Annotated in this window: 21 protein-coding genes; 14 read left to right on the top strand and 7 right to left on the bottom strand. The window is 62.3% G+C overall.

The genetic code is table 11. The features are described 5' to 3' along the window. Positions 1–348: 348 nt before the first annotated feature. Entirely contained in the window at positions 349–1137 is a 789-nt protein-coding gene (locus HP556_RS17355) for a DUF2259 domain-containing protein (RefSeq protein ID WP_175367897.1), read from the top strand. Between the two features lie 145 nt (positions 1138–1282). On the opposite strand, the gene HP556_RS17360 is transcribed toward HP556_RS17355, so the two are convergent. After that, on the bottom strand, positions 1283–1948 hold the full coding sequence (locus HP556_RS17360; protein ID WP_175367898.1) for a hypothetical protein: 666 nt from the start codon (positions 1946–1948) through the stop codon (positions 1283–1285). 183 nt (positions 1949–2131) lie between these two features. On the opposite strand from HP556_RS17360, the gene purB reads away from it, so the two are divergent. The 7 genes from purB (at position 2132) to HP556_RS17395 (ending at position 8682) form a co-directional block, all read left to right on the top strand. Continuing rightward, entirely contained in the window at positions 2132–3442 is a 1311-nt protein-coding gene (purB, locus tag HP556_RS17365) for an adenylosuccinate lyase (RefSeq protein WP_175367899.1), read from the top strand. An 82-nt stretch (positions 3443–3524) separates the two neighbouring features. Next, entirely contained in the window at positions 3525–4079 is a 555-nt protein-coding gene (locus HP556_RS17370) for an MOSC domain-containing protein (protein ID WP_175367900.1), read from the top strand. Positions 4080–4398: 319 nt separating this feature from the next. Further along, positions 4399–5190, top strand: a complete 792-nt coding sequence (gene murI / locus HP556_RS17375; protein WP_175367901.1) for a glutamate racemase — start codon at positions 4399–4401, stop codon at positions 5188–5190. A 79-nt stretch (positions 5191–5269) separates the two neighbouring features. After that, the gene (locus HP556_RS17380) at positions 5270–5677 is read left to right on the top strand and encodes a cupin domain-containing protein (protein ID WP_093756467.1); all 408 of its coding nucleotides are present in this window, start codon (positions 5270–5272) and stop codon (positions 5675–5677) included. 17 nt (positions 5678–5694) lie between these two features. Continuing rightward, a complete protein-coding gene (locus tag HP556_RS17385; protein WP_175367961.1) occupies positions 5695–6465 on the top strand; it encodes an HpcH/HpaI aldolase family protein in 771 nt (256 codons plus the stop codon). Between the two features lie 284 nt (positions 6466–6749). Then, on the top strand, positions 6750–7367 hold the full coding sequence (rpsD, locus tag HP556_RS17390) for a 30S ribosomal protein S4 (RefSeq protein ID WP_089265666.1): 618 nt from the start codon (positions 6750–6752) through the stop codon (positions 7365–7367). Positions 7368–7614: 247 nt separating this feature from the next. Beyond that, on the top strand, positions 7615–8682 hold the full coding sequence (locus HP556_RS17395; protein WP_175367902.1) for a threonine aldolase family protein: 1068 nt from the start codon (positions 7615–7617) through the stop codon (positions 8680–8682). A gap of 154 nt (positions 8683–8836) precedes the next feature. Here the strand turns inward: HP556_RS17395 and HP556_RS17400 are convergent, their stop codons facing one another. The 4 genes from HP556_RS17400 to grxD are packed head-to-tail and all read right to left on the bottom strand — an operon-like array spanning position 8837 to position 12320. Further along, positions 8837–10117 carry a serine hydrolase domain-containing protein gene (locus tag HP556_RS17400; protein WP_175367903.1) on the bottom strand — a complete coding sequence of 427 codons (1281 nt, stop codon included), beginning with the start codon at positions 10115–10117 and terminating at the stop codon, positions 8837–8839. After that, a complete protein-coding gene (locus tag HP556_RS17405; RefSeq protein ID WP_175367904.1) occupies positions 10098–11396 on the bottom strand; it encodes a serine hydrolase domain-containing protein in 1299 nt (432 codons plus the stop codon). The genes HP556_RS17400 and HP556_RS17405 overlap by 20 nt, the downstream gene beginning before the upstream one ends. Before the next feature lie 46 nt (positions 11397–11442). Further along, a complete protein-coding gene (locus HP556_RS17410) occupies positions 11443–11985 on the bottom strand; it encodes an O-acetyl-ADP-ribose deacetylase (protein ID WP_175367962.1) in 543 nt (180 codons plus the stop codon). Further along, positions 11985–12320, bottom strand: a complete 336-nt coding sequence (grxD, locus tag HP556_RS17415) for a Grx4 family monothiol glutaredoxin (RefSeq protein WP_068736311.1) — start codon at positions 12318–12320, stop codon at positions 11985–11987. Before grxD ends, HP556_RS17410 begins: the two co-directional genes overlap by 1 nt. 359 nt (positions 12321–12679) lie before the next feature. Here grxD and egtB point away from each other — a divergent pair, with 359 nt between their 5' ends. Together egtB and egtD are read left to right on the top strand one after the other, a co-directional pair. After that, positions 12680–13915 carry an ergothioneine biosynthesis protein EgtB gene (egtB, locus tag HP556_RS17420; RefSeq protein ID WP_175367963.1) on the top strand — a complete coding sequence of 412 codons (1236 nt, stop codon included), beginning with the start codon at positions 12680–12682 and terminating at the stop codon, positions 13913–13915. 45 nt (positions 13916–13960) lie between these two features. Further along, positions 13961–14926 (top strand): L-histidine N(alpha)-methyltransferase, encoded by a 966-nt coding sequence (gene egtD, locus HP556_RS17425; RefSeq protein ID WP_175367905.1) that lies wholly within the window; start codon positions 13961–13963, stop codon positions 14924–14926. A 166-nt stretch (positions 14927–15092) separates the two neighbouring features. Here egtD and HP556_RS17430 read toward each other — a convergent pair whose 3' ends face one another. Further along, a complete protein-coding gene (locus tag HP556_RS17430; protein WP_068735968.1) occupies positions 15093–15329 on the bottom strand; it encodes a BolA family protein in 237 nt (78 codons plus the stop codon). A gap of 181 nt (positions 15330–15510) precedes the next feature. Between HP556_RS17430 and HP556_RS17435 the strand changes: the two genes are divergently transcribed. The 3 genes from HP556_RS17435 (at position 15511) to HP556_RS17445 (ending at position 18177) form a co-directional block, all read left to right on the top strand. Then, on the top strand, positions 15511–15873 hold the full coding sequence (locus HP556_RS17435; RefSeq protein WP_089265668.1) for a DUF427 domain-containing protein: 363 nt from the start codon (positions 15511–15513) through the stop codon (positions 15871–15873). Between the two features lie 109 nt (positions 15874–15982). After that, positions 15983–17155, top strand: coding sequence for an acyltransferase family protein (locus tag HP556_RS17440; RefSeq protein ID WP_175367906.1), 1173 nt, complete (start codon positions 15983–15985; stop codon positions 17153–17155). Between the two features lie 62 nt (positions 17156–17217). Then, a complete protein-coding gene (locus HP556_RS17445) occupies positions 17218–18177 on the top strand; it encodes a 2-hydroxyacid dehydrogenase (protein ID WP_175367907.1) in 960 nt (319 codons plus the stop codon). 175 nt (positions 18178–18352) lie between these two features. Here HP556_RS17445 and purL read toward each other — a convergent pair whose 3' ends face one another. After that, positions 18353–20560, bottom strand: coding sequence for a phosphoribosylformylglycinamidine synthase subunit PurL (purL, locus tag HP556_RS17450; protein ID WP_175367908.1), 2208 nt, complete (start codon positions 20558–20560; stop codon positions 18353–18355). Positions 20561–20782: 222 nt separating this feature from the next. Between purL and HP556_RS17455 the strand changes: the two genes are divergently transcribed. Next, complete coding sequence (locus HP556_RS17455) at positions 20783–21262, top strand: PaaI family thioesterase (RefSeq protein ID WP_371419948.1); 480 nt, start codon at positions 20783–20785, stop codon at positions 21260–21262. The last annotated feature ends 118 nt before the right edge of the window (positions 21263–21380 follow it).

The raw sequence follows: 21380 nt of genomic DNA on the forward strand, positions 1-21380 counted from the left end.
CGCCACCGCGGCGATTTCTGTCCCCGGGACCGTTCTTCCGGGCAAAGGCGCAGAGCTCCGCACTCCGCTGATCCCGACGGTTTCCCGCCGTTCACCAATGCCACGTCCAGCCAGCATGAGTGGCAGACCCCCGTAGTGGGGCCGGACGGTGACCCAAGGCCTCCCGAGTGCGCGGGGTACGTCACCCCACACCCGCAGGCGCCGCATCCCTGTTCCACCTCAAGACGCCTCTAGAAGCGCCCCTCGCGAACCGGACAATTCGGATAATAATCCCTCAAGGAATATTGTCAACACCTGCGAAGGTCAATATGCGCATGAACTTCGCGGCGCGTGGTGCGACCAACCGGGATGACACAGCATTCAATCGCCGGCTTTCGCCGCTTCCTGCTCGCTCCCCTGCTCTCGCTCGCCCTGCTTGGCACGGCGCAGGCCGGCGACGCCGCCGCGCGCAGAGTGATCGGCTTCTCGCCGGACGGCGCGCATTTCGCCTTCGAGCACTATACGCAGCTCTATGATGCGACCGAGATCGTCGCCGAGATCCAGGTGATCGACACGCGCAGCGACGACTTTGCGAAGGGCACGCCCTTCTCCCTTCGTACCAAAGACGATGACGAGCGCGAGGTGGATGCCGTGCGCGCCGAGCTGATGGCCAGGGCCAAGCCGCTGCTGGGCAGGCTTGGTATTACCGAGCCCGGCACGCGCTTCGCCGGCAAGCCGTCGATGGATCTCGACGAGATCGGCATCTATCAGATGGACTCGAAGCCGCTCGCCACCACGCAGGCCATCACTTTGCAGGACGGCCGCAAGCTGGTGCTGACGATCTCCGATCAGGCGCTCGGCAAGGCGTCATGCTACGGCGCCGGCGGCCGCGGCACCACTGGCAGTGTCATTGCCACCGGCATGACACTGCTACTGAGCATCGATGGCACCGCGCCCATCACCCTGCAGCAGGACAAGCAATTGCCGAAGCGACGCCGCTGCGTCACCGCCTACGGGATCGCCGATGTCTATCATCACCAGGCCAAGGACGGCGCGCAGACGCTGGCTGTGCTGGTGGAGACCGTGGACGCCCACGAATTCCACGCCGGTCCGAACCGGCGGTTCATGGCGGTGACGACGAGGCTGCCGCCGAAATAGCGGCCACATGGCTGCCGCTAACACAACAGAATCGATTATTGCCGGCGCAGCTCCTGAACCCGTTTTGGAAAAATGCTTTCAGCAAACCTAGCCCGGATAAGCGCCGCGATATCCGGGACCCGGGTCACAATGGGCTCGCTACGCGCTAAGAAAAACTTAGATTGAACATGGTCACATCATACGGTTTTAGCTCAACCGTAATGACTAAACAGACCTGCCTTCGATCAGCATCGGCATTGCCAGAGGGTGGAATTAGAAGCGTATCAGTCTCTACAGAAATTTGCGAAACTAGGTCGTCGTCTTCCAACAAAACAAAAAATGGATCTTCGTCTGCTCCGGGTGTCTCATTGCCCTGCAACTCGTTTGCACTTTTGGGTCGCCTTAAGGTGTCGACCAACGTCTTCACTCGATTATCTAAGTCTCCAGCGCTTAATACACTTCCGGGAATATCGCGCCTAAGAAACAGAATATTGAGCGAACAGAGAAGTGATAGCTCCTTACGAACCAGGGGCACGAACCGATAGCCGTTCTCGCGATATTGATTTGCTATATGATCCACCATTGGGATCGGCTGATCGTCCCAAATCTCCAATCGATCAAATGTCTTCGCAATAGGCTGACTAGTTACCCTGTTGCTAACTTGAATTTTATGGTCGCGCAGGAATTTGTTCGTTGACCACAAATGCTTCAACTGAAGATGAAATTCCTTCCTAATGTCCTGCTTATGGCCAGCCAGCCGGTCTCTTTGCCCCGTAGTCGGATCACTCTGTCTCGATTTCAATTCACCCTGATATATGAGCCTGAATCTCATGTTTGTTGCCTGATCTGAGAGACGTAAGCTTGGGGGAGTTGCCGAACGTGGCACACAATGGCACCACCTATGGTAGCGTCCAGCCAACCGGCCACGCAAAGTATTTATCCGTCTTGGAGCGGTGGTTTCCCCCGCCCCAATCTGCTAAAGCGCGGCGTAATCCCCCAAACGTCAGAGTGCGCAATGATCCCTCGCTATACCCGTCCGGAAATGGCCTCCATCTGGGAGCCGCAGACCCGCTTCAAGATCTGGTTCGAGATCGAGGCGCATGCCGCCGATGCGCTGGCGGAACTGGGCACCATTCCGAAGGACGCGGCGAAGACGATCTGGGCCAAGGCCAAGGACGCAACCTTCAATGTGGAGCGGATCGACGAGATCGAGCGCGAGACCAAGCATGACGTCATCGCCTTCCTGACCCATCTCGCCGAAATCGTCGGCCCCGAGGCGCGCTTCGTGCATCAGGGCATGACCTCGTCTGATGTGCTCGACACCTGCCTCAACGTGCAGCTCACCCGCTGCGCCGATATCCTGATCGCCGATATCGACCGTCTGCTGGCCGCGCTGAAGACCCGCGCCTTCGAGCACAAGATGACGCCGACCATCGGCCGCTCCCATGGCATTCATGCCGAGCCGGTCACCTTCGGCCTCAAGCTCGCTTATGCCTATGCCGAATTCACCCGTAACCGCGAGCGTCTCGTCGCTGCGCGCAAGGAAGTCGCGACCTGCGCGATCTCCGGCGCCGTCGGCACCTTCGCGCAGATCGATCCGCGCGTCGAAGAACATGTCGCGAAAGCGATGGGCCTCGTGCCGGAGCCGATCTCGACCCAGGTGATCCCGCGCGACCGTCACGCGATGTTCTTCGCCACGCTGGGCGTCATCGCCTCGTCGATGGAGCGCTTGGCGGTGGAAATCCGCCACATGCAGCGCACCGAGGTGCTGGAAGCCGAGGAGTTCTTCTCCGAAGGCCAGAAGGGCTCGTCGGCGATGCCGCACAAGCGCAACCCGGTGCTGACCGAAAACATCACCGGCCTTGCCCGCATGGTGCGCGCCTATGTGACCCCCGCGCTGGAAAACGTGGTGCTGTGGCACGAGCGCGATATCTCGCACTCCTCCGCCGAGCGCATGTTCGGGCCGGACGCCACGGTGACGCTCGACTTCGCGCTCAACCGCATGGCCGGTGTGATCGAGAAGCTGCTGGTCTATCCCGCCAACATGCAGAAGAATCTCGACCGTCTCGGCGGCCTCGTGCATTCGCAGCGCGTGCTGATCGCGCTGACGCAGAAGGGCGCATCGCGCGAGGACAGCTACAAGCTCGTGCAGCGCAACGCCATGCCAGTCTGGCGCGGCGAAGGCGACTTCCAGACACTGCTGAAGAGCGATCCCGAGGTGAAGAAATATCTCACCGACGACGAGATCTCCGAGAAATTCGACCTCGGCTATCACCTCAAGCATGTGGACACGATCTTCACGCGCGTGTTCGGTACCTCATCCTGAGGAGCGACGTCTTCGTCGCGTCTCGAAGGATGAGCGCCACACGCCATGGTTCGAGACGGCGCCGAAGCGGCGCCTCCTCACCATGAGGACGGAGTCCACTGGCTACATCGTCGCCGTATGCCTGCGGCGCGGTCATCACTTCAGCAAGACGCCAAGCCTGAGCATCCGCCTGCTCGCGGGTCTCGGCGTCGAAGGCGATGGCCATATGGGCGCATTGGTGAAGCACCGCTACGATCGCCGCCGCGATCCCGCCAGGCCGAACCTGCGCCAGGTGCATCTGATCCCGTCCGAGCTGTTCGACGAATTGCGCGCCAAGGGGTTCACGATCCAGCCCGGCGATCTCGGCGAGAATGTCACAACATCGGGGATCGAGCTCGCAGCGCTGCCCACCGGCACGCGGCTGCATCTGGGCACACATGCGGTGATCGAACTCACCGGCCTGCGCGAGCCCTGTGTGCTGATGGATCGCTTTCAGCGGGGATTGAAGGCAGCGACGCAAGATCGCGACGCTGATGGCAACGTCATCTGCAAGGCCGGAGTGATGGCGGTTGTCGTTGCGGATGGCGAAGTGGCGGCGGGCGATGCGATTGAGACTGTGTCGCCGGAAGGTAAGCAACGGCCATTAGAGCCGGTGTAGCCAGCCGCGAGCGCGGTAAGCTCCCTCTCCCCGCATCTTGCGCGGGGAGAGGGGTGGGGTGAGGGGCATGGCATTGGCCTGTCCTATGCGTCTCGTTTTCGGATCGAAGATTCCGATCCGAGAGAGCGCAACAAGCGGTGAGCGCGTGCCATGCCCCTCACCCGCCCGGCTTCGCTGCGCTACGCCGGGCGACCTCTCCCCGTAAAGGACGGGGAGAGGTTAAGAACCGCCGCCCTTCCCGAAAAAGCCCGAATGCCCCTGTCTTGATTGCCAGACCCGCAGCAACTCCGCAGTAACCATCCTCCCCTAGGCTCTCATGATGCCGACGCGTCCCACCATCCTTGTGTTCGACTCCGGTCTCGGCGGCCTCACCGTCCAGCGCGAGATCGCCAAGGCGCGCCCGGATGCCCGCTATGTCTATGTGGCGGATGACGCGTTCTTTCCCTACGGCCAGCACACCGAAGACGCGCTGATCGGCCGCGTCGTGCCCTTGATGGGCGAGCTGATCGCTGCGCACCGGCCGGATCTCGTGGTGATCGCCTGCAACACCGCCTCGACGCTGGTGCTCAACCATCTGCGCGCGGCCTATGCCGTGCCCTTTGTCGGCACCGTGCCGGCGATCAAGCCGGCCTGCGCGCGCTCGGTCAGCAAGCGCGTCTCCGTGCTCGGCACGTCAGGCACCGTGAAGCGCGAATATACCCAGACACTGATCCGCGAATTCGGCGGCGGCTGCATCGTCACGCTGGTCGGCTCCGCCGAACTCGCCGCACTGGCGGAAGGCGCACTCGGCGGCCAAGGCATCGACGACGCCGATCTGTTTCGCGAGATCGCGCCCTGCTTCGTGCAGGACGCCGCCGGTGCCCGCACCGACACCATCGTGCTCGCTTGTACGCATTATCCGCTGTTGCTCGACCACCTCAATCGTATCGCGCCGTGGCCGGTAGCATGGATCGATCCGGCCCCGGCAATCGCACGCCGCGTGGTCGGCCTGATCGGCGATCATCAGCCCGGCGTGCCGCCCGGCGATGCCGTGCTGCTCTACACTTCCGGCAAGCGCCATGCCTGGCCGGAGGCACTGGCGCCGTTCTTCGGCGGACAGGTCGCGGCATAGCGAGCGCTCGACTTTCCCTTGCGCGCTGCTAGCCTTGCGGCGCGCCGTTCCGAAAAGAGAACGGCAAAGGGAGACCAGCATGCTCGATACGAATTTTCTGAAGAATGGCCTTCTCAAGACACTGCTTGTTGGCGCGGCGATCACGGCCTGCGCCGGTGCGGCCAGTGCACAAGGCATCAAGCGCACGCCGCTGCAGGACGTCAAATATCCCGCCGGCCATCGCATCGTGACGGTCGTGGCTGAACTCGGCCCGAACCAGCTCGCCGGCCGCCATACCCATCCAGGTGTCGATACCGGTTACGTTCTCGATGGCGACGCGACGCTGATCGTCGAGGGCCAGCCGGACCAGGCACTCAAGGCCGGCGATTCCTATGCCGTCCCGGCCGGGATTCCGCATGACGTGAAGACCGGCGACAAGGGGCTGAAGATCATGGCAGTCTATGTCGTGGAAGACGGCAAGCCGGTGGCGACGCCCGCGCCGAAATAACAGGATCCAGTTTGACGATGACGACCCCCGCGCCATTTCACGATCTCAAGCAGAAATGGCGCGAGGGGCGCCCCACTTTCGGGGCCATCGCGACCATCCCGTCGATCCAGACCGTGCGCATCATGGCGCAGTCGCTGGACTGGATCATCGTCGATCTCGAACACGGCCCGATCGATCTCAACACCGCCCACGGGATGATCATGGCCACCGCGGGCACGCCCTGCACGCCGCTGGTGCGGATCGCCGCCAACGAGCCGTGGCTGGCGAAAGCACCGATGGATTTCGGCGCGATGGGCATCAACTTCCCGATGATCAACAGCGCCGACGATGCCTACAAGGCCGCGCGCAGCCTGCGCTATCCGACCCAGGGCGAGCGGCTGTGGGGACCGTTCCATGCGCCGTTCCGGTGGAACGTGGGCATGCCCGACTATATGGCGCGCGCCGACGACAGCATGATCTGCATGATCACCATCGAGCATATCGATGCGGTGAACCGGATCGGCGAGATCATGGCCACACCGGGCATCGACATCGCGGTGATCGGCGTCGGCGACCTCGCGACATCCATCGGCAAACGCGGCCAGCCAGGCGATCCCGAGGTGCAGGCGCTGGTGGCAAAGGCCGAAGCGGGAATCCTCAAGTCAGGCGTGCCGCTGGGCGGCGCGGCGCTGAACGCGGAGATGGGCAACGCCATGATCGAGCGGGGCTATGTGGCTCTGGCGCTGGGATTCGACTGGTCACTGTTCCAGCGCGGAATCGCCTCCGGATTCGAAGGCATCAGGCGGTGAAACTGCCATTTCGAGGCCGATTTTGCGCCAAAACTGGCCGGATTGGCGCTATAAGCCCGCAAAACGGCAAAACGCCCGTCTTTCAATTGACATAACCGGGCCTTCACCCTAGAAACCGCCTTGCTCGCGGGCCGTTTTCGGCCCGCGAAGCGTTTCGCACCCGTGGTTCTCCGCCCAGCTTTGGGAATGAACCTGTCGGTGCCGAGATTTTCCAGACTCTGGACTGATCACGGTACACAGGAGGGCGCGTCTCCTCACATTGACCATTGAACATCGAGGACGCGATGACAAAGCGTAGTGAAGCTAAATACAAAATCGACCGCCGTATGGGCCAGAACATTTGGGGTCGTCCCAAGTCTCCGGTCAACAAGCGTGAATACGGCCCCGGCCAGCACGGCCAGCGCCGCAAGGGCAAGCTCTCCGACTTCGGCACGCAGCTGCGCGCCAAGCAGAAGCTGAAGGGCTATTACGCCAACATCTCCGAGCGCCAGTTCCACTCCATCTATGTGGAAGCCGGCCGTCTCAAGGGCGACACCGGTGAAAACCTGATCGGCCTGCTCGAGCGCCGCCTCGACACCGTCGTGTATCGCGCCAAGTTCGTCGCCACCATGTTTGCGGCCCGTCAGTTCATCAACCACGGCCACATCAAGGTGAACGGCAAGCGCGTCAACATCGCGAGCTATCTCGTGAAGGTCGGCGACGTCATCGAGATCAAGGAATCCTCCAAGCAGCTCGCTTTCGTTCTGGAAGCCAGCCAGCTCGGCGAACGCGACACCCCGGATTACGTCGAAACCGACCACAGCAAGATGACTGCCAAGTTCATCCGCATTCCGCAGCTGTCGGACGTTCCTTTCGCCGTGCAGATGGAACCGCATCTGATCGTCGAATTCTATTCGCGCTAATTTCTGACAGCGCAGACGAGATCAAGGCCCCGGATTTTCCGGGGCCTTTTTTGTTTGGCCTCTGTCCCATCAGCCGTCATTGCGAGGTCAAGGAAAGTTGCATGCAACTTTCCCCTTAGCGTAGCGACGAAGCAATCCAGCCTTCGCTCGTTCACTCTGGATTGCTTCGCTCAGCAAAATCGCAAGACGATTTTGCGGGCTCGCAATGACGGGGTAGCTTGTGGTGTGTAACAACGTGGAATTCCCAATGCCCTTCACCCCTGCTCGCCCCGACCCATCACAGCCGCCGGTCCGCATCAATCTGCTGTCCGACACACAGACGAAGCCCACGCCCGCGATGCGCGCGGCGATGGCTGCGGCAGATGTCGGCGATGAGCAGGTCGGCGACGATCCCACGGTGAATGCGCTCTGCGACCGCGTCGCCGAACTGCTCGGCAAGGAAGCCGCCGTGTTCATGCCATCGGGTACCATGTGCAATGTCGCCGGCCTGCTGGCGCATTGCCGGCCCGGCGACGAAATCCTCGCGCATCGCACCGCGCATATCCTCTCGCGCGAGGGCGGTACCCATGCCGCTCTTGGCGGCTTCCAGATTACCGGGCTCGACGGCGCCGATGGCAAGTTCACACCAGATACGCTGCGCGCCGCATTGCATCCGCGCACGCGCTACGAGGCAGCGCAGACCGTGGTCAGCGTCGAACAGACTGCCAATATCGGCGGCGGCACCATCTGGTCGAAATCCGATCTTGAAGCGATCGTCACCATCGCGCGTGACCGCGGCCTTGCCACGCATATGGATGGCGCGCGACTGATGAATGCCTGTGTCGCCACCGGTATCGGTGCGAGCAGGATGTCCGATGGCTGGGACTCGGTGTGGATCGATTTCAGTAAGGGGCTCGGCGCGCCGATCGGAGCCGTGCTCGCCGGCACGCGCGACTACATTGATGCAGTGTGGCGCTGGAAGCAGGGATTGGGCGGCTCGATGCGCCAGGCCGGCATGGTTGCCGCCGCCTGCATCCACGCGCTGGATCATCACGTCGAGCGCCTCGCCGACGATCACGCCAATGCGCGTGCACTCGCTAGCGGACTGGCCCAGATCGACGGGATCGCCGTTCAGCAGCCGGAGACCAATCTCGTGTTCTTCGATCCCGCGGGCGCAGGCATCAGCGGTGCTGCTATGGTGAAAGCCTTGCGCGCGAAAGGCGTGCTGCTCGCCACGATGGACGGCCGCATCCGCGCGTGTACACATCTGGATGTCAGTGCGGACATGATCGGGGAAACGCTGGGATTGATCAGGGACGTGGTGCGAGCGGTTTAGCCTTATCCCGACGGCCCTCATGGTGAGGAGGCGCCGCTTGGCGCCGTCTCGAACCATGAGATGTTTGGCCCATCCTTCGAGACGCGCAAGAACGCGCTCCTCAGGATGAGGGCTGAGTATGTGAAACAGGCACTACGATGACCTGCCCTGCCGCTTACTCCAGCGCCTCGGCGATGATCTTCCGCACATCAACCTCCATCCGCACCCGCTGCGACGGTGCCTGCGTCATCACCAGCATGAACATGTCATTCTTCGGATCGACCCAGAAGAACGTGCCGCCAACACCGTCCCAGCGATATTCGCCGACCGGGCCGGGCTCGCTCGCGAGCTCCTTGGTGCGCACCGCGAAGCCGAGACCGAAGCCGCTGCCGGCGCCCGGGAAATAATAGTAATCGCGCTTCACGCCGCTTTGCGGACCGACGTGATCGCGCGTCATCTCCGCCACCGTTCCCGGTTTGAGATAGCGCTTGCCGTCCAGCGTGCCGCCGTTGAGCAGCATCTGCAGGAAGCGCGCGTAATCCGCCGCCGTGCCGACCAGACCGGAGCCCCCCGCCTCCCATTGCATGACCTCAGCGGGATCGTGCATACCGACCACCGGCCCGACCATGCGATCTCCCGGGAACGGCTCGGCCACACGCGAGCGCCGTTCGCCATCGGTGATGTAGAACGAGGTGTCCCGCATCCCCAATGGACCGAACAGCCGTTCCTCCAGGAAATGATAGAGCGACTGGCCGGATACGACTTCGATGACGCGGCCGAGAATGTCGGTGGAATGGCCGTAGTCCCACAGCGTGCCGGGCTGCTCGGCGAGCGGAAGCTGCGCGATGCGGTCGGCCCAGGAGGCATTGTCCCAGTCGCGGCCGAAGATATCGAGCTGCGCATAACGTTTCCGCGCGGGATCGTCGCCATAGAAACCGTAAGTGATGCCCGATGTATGCGTGAGCAGATCGGCGATGGTGATCGGCCGCTGCAGCGGCACGAGGCCGAATGTGGCGTGTTCGTCGCCCCCGTTGGTGTCGACGCCCACCTTCGTCTTCGCGAAAGCCGGGATGTATTTCGCAACGGGATCGTCGAGGCGCAGCTTGCCATCCTCGACCAGCATCATGGCGGCTACCGAGGTGATCGGCTTCGACATCGAATACAGCCGGAAGATCGCATCCCTGGTCATCGGATGGCCGCTGTCGAGATTGCCGAACGTATCGAAATAGACAGGCTTGCCGTGCTGTTGCACCAGCACCACCGCGCCGGGAATCTTCCGCTCCGCGACCATGTCGAGAAAGTAGCGATCGAGCGCCAGCAGCTTTTCGGCAGAGAATTCGCGCGCAATGGATTGCGGTTTTTCGGCCCGGGCCGGCGGCGAAGGCACGATAACGGTGCCGACGCAGCAGAGCGTCAGCAGCAGGAGTACGGCCCGCCTATTTCTCCAGCGCTTCATAGACCAACAGCTTCAAAGACCTTTGAATGCGCTGTCGCTCCGACGGCGTCTGTTCGAGCAGGATGAAGAAGAAGTCCTGTTTGGGATCGATGATGAAATAGCAACCGCTGGCGCCGTCCCATTTCAACTCGCCGAGCGATCCCGGCGGCGGCGGCTTGGCATTGCCGGGATCGGTGCGCACGGCAAAGCCGTAACCGAAACCGAAACCGTCCCCGGGGAAATACAGATAGTCACGACCGACCCCGGAATCCTTGCCGATATGATCGGTGGTCATGTCCTTGAACGTCGCCGCGCTCATGTAGCGTTTGCCGTCATATTCGCCGCCATTCAGCAGCATCTGTGCAAATTTCGTGTAGTCAGCCAGCGTCGAGACCATGCCGCCGCTGCCGGATTCCCATTTCTGATAGGTGTCGGGTCGGCCCTGTCGTCCGGTGCGGAAATCGCGGTCCCAGGCCATCGGCTTGGCGAGCATGACCTCCTTCGACTTCTCCTTCACGAAGAAGCCGGTGTCCTTCATGCCGAGCGGCCCGAGGAACGCCTGCTCCTCGTAACCGAGCAGCGACTTGCCGGTAACCACTTCAATCACGCGGCCGAGAATATCGGTGGAGTGGCCGTAGTCCCACATGGTGCCGGGCTGGTGCTCGAGCGGCAGTTGCGCGATGCGGTCGGCGAATTCCTTGTTGTCGAAATCGCCGCTGTAGATATCCGCATTGCCATAGGCGCGGCGGACCAGGCTCTCGCCATAGAAACCGTAAGTGATGCCGGACGTGTGCAGCAGGAGATCGCGGATCGTCACCGGGCGGTTGGGCGCGACGATGTCCAGCGCCTTCTCGCCATTCTCCAGCTTCTTCTCAACGCCGACCTTGGCCTTGGCGAAAGACGGAATGTATTGCGAGACGGGATCGTCGAGTTTCAGCTTGCCCTGATCGATCAGCATCATCGCCGCAAACGACGTGATCGGCTTCGACATGGAATGCAGCCGGAAGATCGTATCATCGGTCATCGGCTGCTTCGTGTCGGGATCGCGAACGCCGAAGAATTCCTTGTAGACCGGTTTGCCATGCTGCTGGATCAGGACAATGGCGCCGGGGATCTTGCCGTCGGCGATCTGCTTGCGGAAGAATTCGCCGATCTTGGCCAGCTTCTCCTGCGAGAATTTGGCGCCGGCGGAAATGTCGAAGGTGCCTTCGGCGGCGAAGCGATCCTGGGCGAAGACGGGCGATCCGGCGAGCAGCAGCGCTCCGCAGAGCAGCGCGCGTAGTCTGTGCCGCATAGTCATCGCCGCTCCTTTTACCTGATCACAGGAGTGTAACGGCGGGGCGTTCTCAGACAAGGGGAAGTGCGCGTGCGAGCGCGAGGCGATGCAGATCCGCAGATGGCTCCGAAAAGCAGCAGAAGGTGACGGCCGTGACCACCGGTGCGTCTTTCAGCATCTGGATGACCGAGCCCACGGCGATGGGAGCCGCACGCGCGGCCGGAAAGCCATAGACACCGGTTGAGATGGCCGGAAACGCAACGGAGGCCAGCCCATGCGCCTGACACAGCATCAGCGCCCGCCGGTAGCAGGACGCCAGCGCCTCATCCTCGCCGCTCCGGCCACCATGCCAAACAGGACCCACCGCGTGGATCACATGCGTGGCCGGTAATTTATAACCTTTGGTGATTTTGGCGTCGCCTGTCTCGCAACCCTTGAGGGTGCGGCATTCAGCGAGCAAGTCGGGGCCGGCCGCCCGATGGATGGCACCGTCCACGCCGCCGCCGCCGAGAAGCGACACATTGGCCGCGTTGACGATGGCGTCAACGCGGAGAGTCGTGATGTCAGCCACGACGACGTCGAGCGTCGCCGTGCCTATTTGTCGACTTGAAATCAGGCGGACGCCGGGGCGGCAATCACGCCCTTCTCGGCCAGCAGGCTCTGCAACTCGCCAGCCTGGAACATCTCACGGATGATGTCGCAGCCGCCGACGAATTCGCCCTTCACATAGAGCTGCGGAATGGTCGGCCAGTTCGAGTAGGTCTTGATGCCGTCGCGCAGATCGGCGGATTCGAGAACGTTGAGGCCCTTGTAGCCGACACCCACGTGATCGAGGATCTGGACCACCTGGCCCGAGAAACCGCACTGCGGAAACTGCGGCGTGCCCTTCATGAACAGCACCACGTCGTTGGTCTTCACTTCGTTCTCGATGAATTGCTCAATGCTCATGTCACGTCCCTGTTCAAGGTCCAGATTCAAGGTCTGGAGTTGGCGGCCCAGCCATCGGGCGCTCGCCCGGTCAGACTTGTCATATATGTAGCCGAATCCGTTCCGCACCCCAAGTCTTATGGACGTGATCAAGAGCCTGAAATCACAGGCATTGGGGCTTATTGCCGGCCCGCCACGGTCACTTTTCCGCAGTTTTTGCCAAGTCCGGTCCGGCCAAAGATCATATGACGACAGGCCTTTTATAACCAATCGGATGACCTATTTAGGACAGGCTGCTCGGGAACCCATCACCAAGAGCAACGTTCTCTCCAAAATCGGAGACTTTCGTGACGAATCCAACTTTCGCCAAGAGTTCAGGCATGAGTTCAGGCACCGCGTCCCCCGCCTCCGAATCCGCCCCCGCAGGCGCACTGGTCCAAAGACTGGGCGACGCCTTCCTGACGGTCCGCAACGAAACCGAACGCCGCGCCGCCCCGCTCTCCCCGGAAGACCAGTTGGTGCAGTCGATGCCCGACGCCAGCCCGGCGAAGTGGCACCGCGCCCATGTGACCTGGTTCTGGGAGCAATTCTTGCTCGGCGATCACGCCCCCGGCTACAAGGTCTACCACCCCGACTACGCCTATCTGTTCAATTCCTATTATGTCTCCGCTGGTCCCCGCCACGCCCGCGCCCAGCGCGGGCACCTCACCCGGCCCGGCGCCGACGAAGTCACCGCCTATCGCAAGCATGTCGATGCGGCCGTCATCAAATTCTTCAACGAGACCTCAGACGACAAGCTGGCCTCGCTGATCCCGTTGCTCGAAGTCGGCTTCAATCACGAGCAGCAGCATCAGGAGCTGATGCTCACCGACATCCTGCATGCCTTCGCGCAGAACCCGATCCCGCCGGCCTACGATGCCAACTGGCACTTCCCGGCCTCGACCACATCGGGCGATGCGTGGACCACACTCACAGAAGGCATCCATACCATCGGCCATCAGAGCGAGAGCTTCCATTTCGACAACGAGAAGCCCGCGCATCGCGCGCTTGTCGGCCCCGTGAAGCTCGCACGCAATCTCGTCACCAACCGCGAATGGCTCGCCTTCATGGAGGCCGGCGGTTACGACGAAGCGACGCTGTGGCTGATGGATGGCTTCGCCACTGTGGCCCGCGAGGAATGGCAGGCGCCCGGTCACTGGCGCAAGGTCAATGGCGAGTGGCAGATCATGACCCTCGCCGGCTTGCAGCCGATCGATCTCGACGCGCCGGTGTGCCACGTCAGCTATTACGAATGTGACGCCTTTGCGCGCTGGAGCGGCAAGCATCTGCCCACCGAAATGGAATGGGAAGTCGCCGCGCGCGCCGGTCAGCTCAACGACGCCTTCGGCATCGTCTGGCAATGGACCCGCTCCGCTTACGCGGCCTATCCCGGCTACCGCGCCATCGAAGGCGCACTCGGCGAATACAACGGCAAGTTCATGATCAATCAGCTGGTGCTGCGCGGCTCGTCGCTGGCGACCCCGGACGATCACAGCCGCGTCACCTATCGCAATTTCTTCTATCCCCACCATCGCTGGCAATTCACGGGCCTGCGGCTGGCCGATTACGGCAACTGACTTCCAACATCATCACGGCGCTTCGAAAGCGTTGAGGAGACTGACATGAACGTTCATGCCCCGTTGGCACTGTCGCTGCTGAATGCCTCCGCCTCCGCATTTGCCGCGGATGTCGCCGAAGCGCTGTCGCAGCATCCGAAAAAGCTGTCGCCGAAATACTTCTATGACGAAGCCGGCTCGGAGCTGTTCGAACAGATCACCAAACTGCCGGAATATTACCCGACCCGCACCGAGCTCGGCATCCTCCGCTCGCGCGGCAAGGACATCAACGCGATCATTCCGAAGAATGCCGCTTTGATCGAATTCGGCGCCGGCGCCACCACCAAGGTGCGGCTGCTGCTGGATGAATGCGACGTCGGCGCCTATGCGCCGGTCGATATTTCAGGCGACTTCCTGCAGGCGCAGGCAGTGGAGCTCCGCAAGGATTTCCCCGGCCTGAAAGTGCTGCCGGTGAATGCCGACTTCACCGCACCGTTCGACCTGCCCGCCGATATCCGGATGATGCCGAAGGTCGGCTTCTTCCCGGGCTCGACGCTTGGCAATTTCGAGCCGCACGAGGCCTGCGCCTTCCTGCGCTCGGCCCGCGCCATTCTCGGCAAGGACGCCTTGATGCTGATCGGCATCGATCTGGAAAAGGACGAGAAGCTGCTGCACGCCGCCTATAACGATGCGGCAGGGGTCACCGGCAAGTTCAACATGAATGTGCTGGTGCGCATCAACCGCGAACTCGGCGGCGATTTCGATCTCTCCGCCTTCACCCATCGCGCGATATACAACAAGGAACGCCACCGCATCGAGATGCACCTGATCGCCAGGAAGCCGCAGACCGTGCATGTGCTCGGTCGCAGCTTCGCGTTCCGTGCCGGCGAGAGCATCCACACCGAGAGCAGCTACAAATACAGCATCGAGCGTTTTGCGACGCTGGCCCGGGGTTCGGGCTGGGAGCCGAAGGCGTCATGGACCGACGCGGACAAGCATTTCTCGGTGCACGCGCTGATGGCGGTGGAGTAAAAGACTGCTCCACACTCAGCCTTCATCCCAGCCTAAACCCGAGTGGGTTTAGGCGAGAGGAGCGCGCTCTTGCGCGCGTCTCGAAGGATGGCGGCACGCTTGGGTGCCCACAACTCATGGTTCGAGACGGCGCCAAATGGCGCCTCCTCACCATGAGGACTGAGCTTTACGCCTCTGGCACACCCGTCTGCAGCGCCAGCGCGTGCAGGACACCGCCCATCTGGCCTTTCAGCGACTGATAGACAATCTGGTGCTGGGCGACGCGGGATTTGCCGCGGAAGGATTCCGAAATCACGGTTGCCGCGTAATGGTCGCCGTCACCGGCCAGATCACGGATCGTCACCTGCGCGTCGGGAATCGCGGCCTTGATCATGGTCTCGATATCGCGGGCGTCCATCGGCATTAATCGGGTCTCCAGAAAGGTTCGAATCGCGGCCAGTCGGTGCCGCCTCGGATTGCGAGCCTATCGCGGCTGCCGCATGACGTCACGGCTTTCTAACGATAATCCCTCGCGTGCCCCTTTTAAAGGCCGGAGGGATCGCACATCTGAAGAAGTGAAATATGACCGTCACAAGGGTTTAACCATGAAGCTTCCCGGCCCGGACCACCCGATCACCATTGCGCCCGCCGGCAAACACATCCGTGTTTCTGCCGGAGACGTCGTGATCGCCGACACGACCAATGCCCTGAGCCTCAAGGAGGCCAGCTACCCCGCAGTGCTGTATATCCCCCGCGCGGACGCCAATATGGACGCGGTAGCGCGCACCGACCGTGTGACGCATTGCCCGTACAAGGGCGACGCGAATTATTACAGCATCAAGACCGGCGAGAAGGTTCTCGACAACGCGATCTGGACCTATGAGACGCCGTTTCCGGCGATGGCCGAGATCAAGGATTATCTCGCATTTTATCCAGACAAGGTGAAAATCGAGGAAGTGCCTGCGTGATCCTCGGCTGATTGCCGAAGCGGCTTTCGACATTTATCATGACGGCGCGCATCACTGATGCGCCCGGCGACGCCTGTTGCGCGCGGAAGCGAGGGGGCTCGCCGTTCACATGTCAGACCGTAACGCTGCGCTCGATCGCGCCCGCACCTTTGTCACGCTGCTCGTGCTGGCGAACCACGCGGCGGTCGCTTACACTGCCTTCGGGCGCTATTACCCGAACCACTATCTGTGGTCGACCGCGCCGATCGTCGACAGCCAGCGCTGGATCGGCTTCAATATTCTGACGCTGTTCAACGACACCTTCTTCATGTGTCTGATGTTCATGCTGTCGGGCCTGTTCGTGTGGCCGAGCCTGAAGCGCAAGGGCATCGCCGACTTCCTGCGCGACCGCGCGCTGCGCCTCGGCCTGCCCTTCCTGGCGATGATCTTCGTGCTGATGCCAATCGCCTATTACGCGTCGTTCAGCCTGTCGACGCACAAGACCGGCTTTGTCGAATTCTACGTCAACAATTTCAAACAAGGCCAATGGTTCGCCGGCCCCGGCTGGTTCATCTGGTATCTGTTGTTTCTTGATCTCGTCGCGATCCCGGTTTTCCTGCTTGCGCCGCGACTGGTGGACGGCATCAACCGGCTGTCGATCCGTGCCTTCGAACGACCGTGGTTGTTCGCCGCCGTGCTCGCCGTCATCGCCGTGATCTCCTATGTCCCATTCCTGTTTACGGTCGGCGCTGTCCGCTGGTTCAGCTGGGGCCCGCTGCAGGTGCAGTTCAGCCGCATGGCGATCTATGGCGTGTTCTTCTTCGCCGGCATGGGCATTGGCGCCGCCAATATCGACCAGGGCCTGCTGGCCCGCACCGGCGCGCTGGCACGGCAATGGCTGTGGTGGACCATCGCCGCCGCCGCCTCCTTTGGCTCGCTCGCTTTTCTCGTCAATTTTCGCCGCATGAAGCTCGCCAATCTCACCGGCGCGCCGCCTTTCTGGTGGCAGTCGAGCTACGGCGTGATCTACGCGGTCGCCTGCACGCTGATCTGCCTCGCGGTGCTGGCGCTGTTCCTGCGCTTCGGCCAACGCGAGAAGAGCATCTTCGATCCGCTGCGCGGCGATGCCTATGGCATCTTCGTGCTGCACTACATCCCGATGCTGTGGCTGCAATATGCGCTGCTGAACGCGCCGCTTGGCGCCGGATCGAAAGCACTGATCGCCTTCGCGGGTACGCTGGCGGCGAGCTGGGCAGCGACAAGGGCGCTGCGGGCGATCCCAGGCGTGAAACGCATTTTGTAATCCATTTCACGCCGCACCCTTTTCCGATATTCGACACTGACAGTGATCTGCAGGAGACCAGAATGCGCGCGCGCAACAGCGACAAGGCGATCAATCTTCTTTTCAACGTCACGCCGCCGCTGTTCGAGGACTATCGCGACCCCATTCTGGATGCCCTCCGGCGTCGGAGCATCGACGCGCGAGCCAGTCTCCTGGGTGACATTGCGCATCAGGATGTGGACTACATCATCCACGCGACCGGCGGTCCCATCACCGATTTCGCCCCTTTCAGCAATGCGCGCGCCGTATTGAGCCTTTGGGCCGGTGTCGAGAAGATCGTCGGCAACGCGACGCTGACGCAGCCGCTGTGCCGCATGGTCGATGACGGCCTCCGGCAGGGCATGGTCGAATGGGTCGTCGGTCACGCCCTGCGCGCGCATCTCGGGATGGACCGCTATGTCTGCCAGAAACCGCTGACATGGGAGCAACACGTCCCGCCACTCGCCACAGACCGCTCCGTCACGATCCTCGGTCTTGGCGAATTGGGATCAGCCGCCGCCACGGCACTTGTGCAACTCGGCTTTCGCGTCACCGGCTGGAGCCGTCGCGCGCGCGAGGTGGCCGGCGTCCGCTGCCTCGCAGGGATGGAGAAGCTGCCGCAGGCGCTGGCCTCGGCGGAAATCCTCATCGGCCTCCTGCCTCAAACGCCGGAGACGATTGATCTCCTGAATGCGGAGAGACTGGCGCTACTGCCGAAGGGCAGCTTCATCATCAATGCCGGACGCGGCACGCTGATCGAAGACGATGCGCTGATCGCGGCACTCGACAGCGGACGCGTGGCGCAGGCGACGCTCGATGTCTTCCGTACCGAGCCCGTACCATCAGGCCATCCGTTCTGGTCGCATCCCGGCGTCACGATCTCGCCGCACGTCGCAGCGGCAACGCGTGTTGGAACGGCCGCCGAAAACATCGCCGACAATATCGCACGCGCGGAAAGCGGCACGCCGCTGATGAATTTGGTCGATCGGACCCTGAGCTATTGAGACGGTTGCACGAACGCTCATGGCCTCCCTCCCCCAAGCGAAGCGCAGTGGGGAGGGTCGGCCGATAGGCCGGGGTGGGGTCTCCGCAAACGCCGTCGCTTGTGGCACCCCCACCCGTCCGGCCTTCGGCCGGCCACCCTCCCCGCAAGGGGGAGGGAAAAGATCAGCGCGCCTGTTACGACGCCTTGCCGCTCATATAGTTCGGCAGCCAGCTTTCATGCGCATGCACGAGTGCCTTGATGTCGACCGCGCGTTCGCCGGCAATGGCCACCGCGTGGCCGCCGGTCTTGCCGATCTGCACGCAGGGCACGCCAACATTCTTCAGCTTCGACAGCACCGTCAGCAACTGATCTTCCGCGACAGTCACGATGTAGCGCGCCTGATCTTCGCCGAACCACCAGGCATGCGGCGCCGTCGATGACGGCGCGGCATCGAGCTTGGCACCGATGCCGGAGGCCATCGCCATTTCGGTGAGTGCCACCAGGAGACCGCCATCGGCGATGTCATGCACGGCGGTCGCGGTGCCCGCATGGATCATGCCGCGGACCACGTCGCCATTGCGCTTTTCGGTGGCAAGGTCGACCGGCGGCGGAGCGCCCTCTTCCTTGCCGCAGATGTCGCGCAGATAGACCGACTGGCCGAGCCAGCCCTTGGTTTCGCCGATCAGCAGGATCGCTTCGCCCGGCGCCTTGAAGGCCAGTGTCGCGGACTTGGTGAAATCGTCGAGCACGCCGACGCCGCCGATCGACGGGGTCGGCAGGATGCCGCGGCCGTTGGTCTCGTTGTAGAGCGAGACATTGCCGGAGACGATCGGGAAGTCGAGCGTGATGCAGGCTTCCGCGATGCCCTTCAGGCAGCCAACGAGCTGGCCCATGATTTCCGGCCGCTCCGGATTGCCGAAGTTGAGGTTGTCGGTGACTGCCAGCGGCTTGCCGCCCACAGCCGTGATGTTGCGCCAGGCTTCGGCGACGGCCTGCTTGCCGCCCTCGACCGGATCGGCCTCGCAATAGCGCGGCGTGACATCGACTGACATCGCGAGGCCCTTGGGGCCGTCCTCGATGCGCACCACCGCGGCGTCGCCGCCGGGGCGCTGCACGGTGTTGCCGAGAATGACGTGGTCGTACTGCTCCCATACCCAGCGCTTCGAGCACAGTTCGGGCGTGCCGATCAGCTTCTCCAGTGCATCCGGGATCGACGACGGCGCGGCGATGTCGCGCGCATGGATCACCGGTAGTACCGGCGACGGCACATGCGGACGGTCATACAACGGCGCTTCGTCGCCAAGTTCCTTGATCGGCAGATCGGCCATCACCTTGCCGCCATGCTTCACGACGAAGCGCAGCGTTGGCGTGGTGTAGCCGACAATGGCGAAGTCGAGTCCCCACTTCCGGAAAATATCCTCGGCCTGCTTTTCCTTCTCGGGCTTCAGCACCATGAGCATGCGCTCCTGGCTTTCCGAGAGCATCATCTCATAAGCGGTCATGCCCTCTTCGCGGGTCGGCACTGCATCGAGATTGAGCTCGACGCCGAGGTCGCCCTTGGCGCCCATCTCGACCGCCGAACAGGTCAGACCCGCCGCGCCCATGTCCTGGATCGCGATGACGCAATCCGCAGCCATGATTTCGAGGCAGGCTTCCAGCAGCAGTTTTTCGGCGAAGGGATCGCCGACCTGCACGGTCGGACGCTTCTCCTCGGAATCCTCGTCGAATTCGGCCGAGGCCATCGATGCGCCGTGAATGCCGTCGCGGCCCGTCTTCGAGCCGAGATAGACGATCGGCATGTTCACGCCGGACGCCGCGGCGAGAAAGATCTTGTCGGCATCGGCGAGACCGACGGCCATCGCGTTGACGAGGTTGTTGCCGTCATAGCGGGTGTGGAAACGTGTCTGGCCGCCCACGGTGGGCACACCGAAGGAATTGCCGTAGCCGCCGACGCCGGCGACGACACCCGACACCAGATGGCGCGTCTTCGGATGTTCCGGCGCGCCGAACGACAGCGCGTTCAAACAGGCGATCGGGCGCGCGCCCATGGTGAAGACGTCGCGCAGGATGCCGCCGACACCCGTGGTCGCGCCCTGATAGGGCTCGATATAGCTCGGGTGGTTGTGGCTCTCCATCTTGAACACGATGGCCTGATTGTCGCCGATATCGATGACGCCGGCATTCTCGCCCGGCCCCTGCAGCACCCAAGGCGCCTTGGTCGGCAGCCCCTTCAGATGGATGCGCGAGGATTTGTACGAGCAATGCTCGTTCCACATGGCCGAGAAGATGCCGAGCTCGGTGAAAGTCGGCTCCCGCCCAATCAGCTTGAGAATGCGCTCATACTCGTCGGGCTTGAGGCCGTGGGAAGCGACGAGTTCGGGAGTGATCTTTGGCTCGGTCATGGGGTCTCTTGGCTCTGTAAGGCTTCTTCATAGGGAGATCGGAGCATGCGGAAAAGGCCTATTCCGGCCCGTTCCCCGCATGTCCCAAGCTTTGCCCGGGCAATGCCCGAACTGCTCGAAAAACAGCCTGCATAAGGCCCTGCGCCGGCGCCGGATTGCGCCCGCCGGATGGATCGGATTTAACACTTTTCGCAGCCAATCCAAGGAGTTCAGACCGTGAATGTGCCCGCCGATGCCACCATCCCGTTCCACGCCGACGCCTATACCGCGACGGAGGGGGAATTTGCGGGCTGGACCACCTGGAAGCGGGATTCCTTCGAATCGGTCTCCGGCCCGTTCTGGCACAAGGTCGAGGCCGACGGCTCCGTCCGCTGCGCCTTCCGGGTCGAGAAAAAGCACCTCAACGGCATGAAGAACGTTCATGGCGGCTGCTTCATGACCTTCGCCGATTATTGTCTGTTTGCGTTGGCCTCCCGCGAGCTGCAGGGACCCGGCATCACAGTCTCCTTTGGCTGCGAATTCCTCGATGCCGCCCGCGAAGGCGAGCTGGTCGAGTGTCACGGCGAAATGACCCGGATCGGCGGCTCATTGATCTTTTTGCGCGGAATCCTGAAAGCCGGTGAGCGTTCGCTGCTGACCTTCTCGGGCACCATCAAGCGCGTGAAGAAGCGCCCGAAGCCGGCGGCCATCGCGGCGGAGTAATCGGGCGTCGATTGGCGGGCATGGGCGCACCCTGCTAGGTTCGTCGACGACACATGTGGGCCCGAACATGCTGAGTTCATTCGAACGATTGCGTCACACGGCAAAAGCGGATCTCCTG

Origin of the sequence: Tardiphaga robiniae (assembly GCF_013359755.1) — a bacterium.
GTDB classification, from domain to species: domain Bacteria; phylum Pseudomonadota; class Alphaproteobacteria; order Rhizobiales; family Xanthobacteraceae; genus Tardiphaga; species Tardiphaga robiniae.

Excerpts from the sequence above, each read along its gene's own strand:
- HP556_RS17395 (WP_175367902.1), top strand. The coding sequence starts at position 7,615 with ATGCCCTTCACCCCTGCTCGCCCCGACCCATCACAGCCGCCGGTCCGC.
- HP556_RS17370 (WP_175367900.1), top strand. The coding sequence starts at position 3,525 with ATGAGGACGGAGTCCACTGGCTACATCGTCGCCGTATGCCTGCGGCGC.
- HP556_RS17400 (WP_175367903.1), bottom strand. The coding sequence starts at position 10,117 with ATGAAGCGCTGGAGAAATAGGCGGGCCGTACTCCTGCTGCTGACGCTC.
- rpsD (WP_089265666.1), top strand. The coding sequence starts at position 6,750 with ATGACAAAGCGTAGTGAAGCTAAATACAAAATCGACCGCCGTATGGGC.
- purL (WP_175367908.1), bottom strand. The coding sequence starts at position 20,560 with ATGACCGAGCCAAAGATCACTCCCGAACTCGTCGCTTCCCACGGCCTC.
- murI (WP_175367901.1), top strand. The coding sequence starts at position 4,399 with ATGCCGACGCGTCCCACCATCCTTGTGTTCGACTCCGGTCTCGGCGGC.
- HP556_RS17445 (WP_175367907.1), top strand. The coding sequence starts at position 17,218 with ATGCGCGCGCGCAACAGCGACAAGGCGATCAATCTTCTTTTCAACGTC.
- HP556_RS17405 (WP_175367904.1), bottom strand. The coding sequence starts at position 11,396 with ATGACTATGCGGCACAGACTACGCGCGCTGCTCTGCGGAGCGCTGCTG.
- purB (WP_175367899.1), top strand. The coding sequence starts at position 2,132 with ATGATCCCTCGCTATACCCGTCCGGAAATGGCCTCCATCTGGGAGCCG.
- egtD (WP_175367905.1), top strand. The coding sequence starts at position 13,961 with ATGAACGTTCATGCCCCGTTGGCACTGTCGCTGCTGAATGCCTCCGCC.
- HP556_RS17355 (WP_175367897.1), top strand. The coding sequence starts at position 349 with ATGACACAGCATTCAATCGCCGGCTTTCGCCGCTTCCTGCTCGCTCCC.
- grxD (WP_068736311.1), bottom strand. The coding sequence starts at position 12,320 with ATGAGCATTGAGCAATTCATCGAGAACGAAGTGAAGACCAACGACGTG.
- HP556_RS17435 (WP_089265668.1), top strand. The coding sequence starts at position 15,511 with ATGAAGCTTCCCGGCCCGGACCACCCGATCACCATTGCGCCCGCCGGC.
- HP556_RS17380 (WP_093756467.1), top strand. The coding sequence starts at position 5,270 with ATGCTCGATACGAATTTTCTGAAGAATGGCCTTCTCAAGACACTGCTT.
- HP556_RS17385 (WP_175367961.1), top strand. The coding sequence starts at position 5,695 with ATGACGACCCCCGCGCCATTTCACGATCTCAAGCAGAAATGGCGCGAG.
- HP556_RS17430 (WP_068735968.1), bottom strand. The coding sequence starts at position 15,329 with ATGCCGATGGACGCCCGCGATATCGAGACCATGATCAAGGCCGCGATT.
- egtB (WP_175367963.1), top strand. The coding sequence starts at position 12,680 with ATGAGTTCAGGCACCGCGTCCCCCGCCTCCGAATCCGCCCCCGCAGGC.
- HP556_RS17440 (WP_175367906.1), top strand. The coding sequence starts at position 15,983 with ATGTCAGACCGTAACGCTGCGCTCGATCGCGCCCGCACCTTTGTCACG.
- HP556_RS17360 (WP_175367898.1), bottom strand. The coding sequence starts at position 1,948 with ATGAGATTCAGGCTCATATATCAGGGTGAATTGAAATCGAGACAGAGT.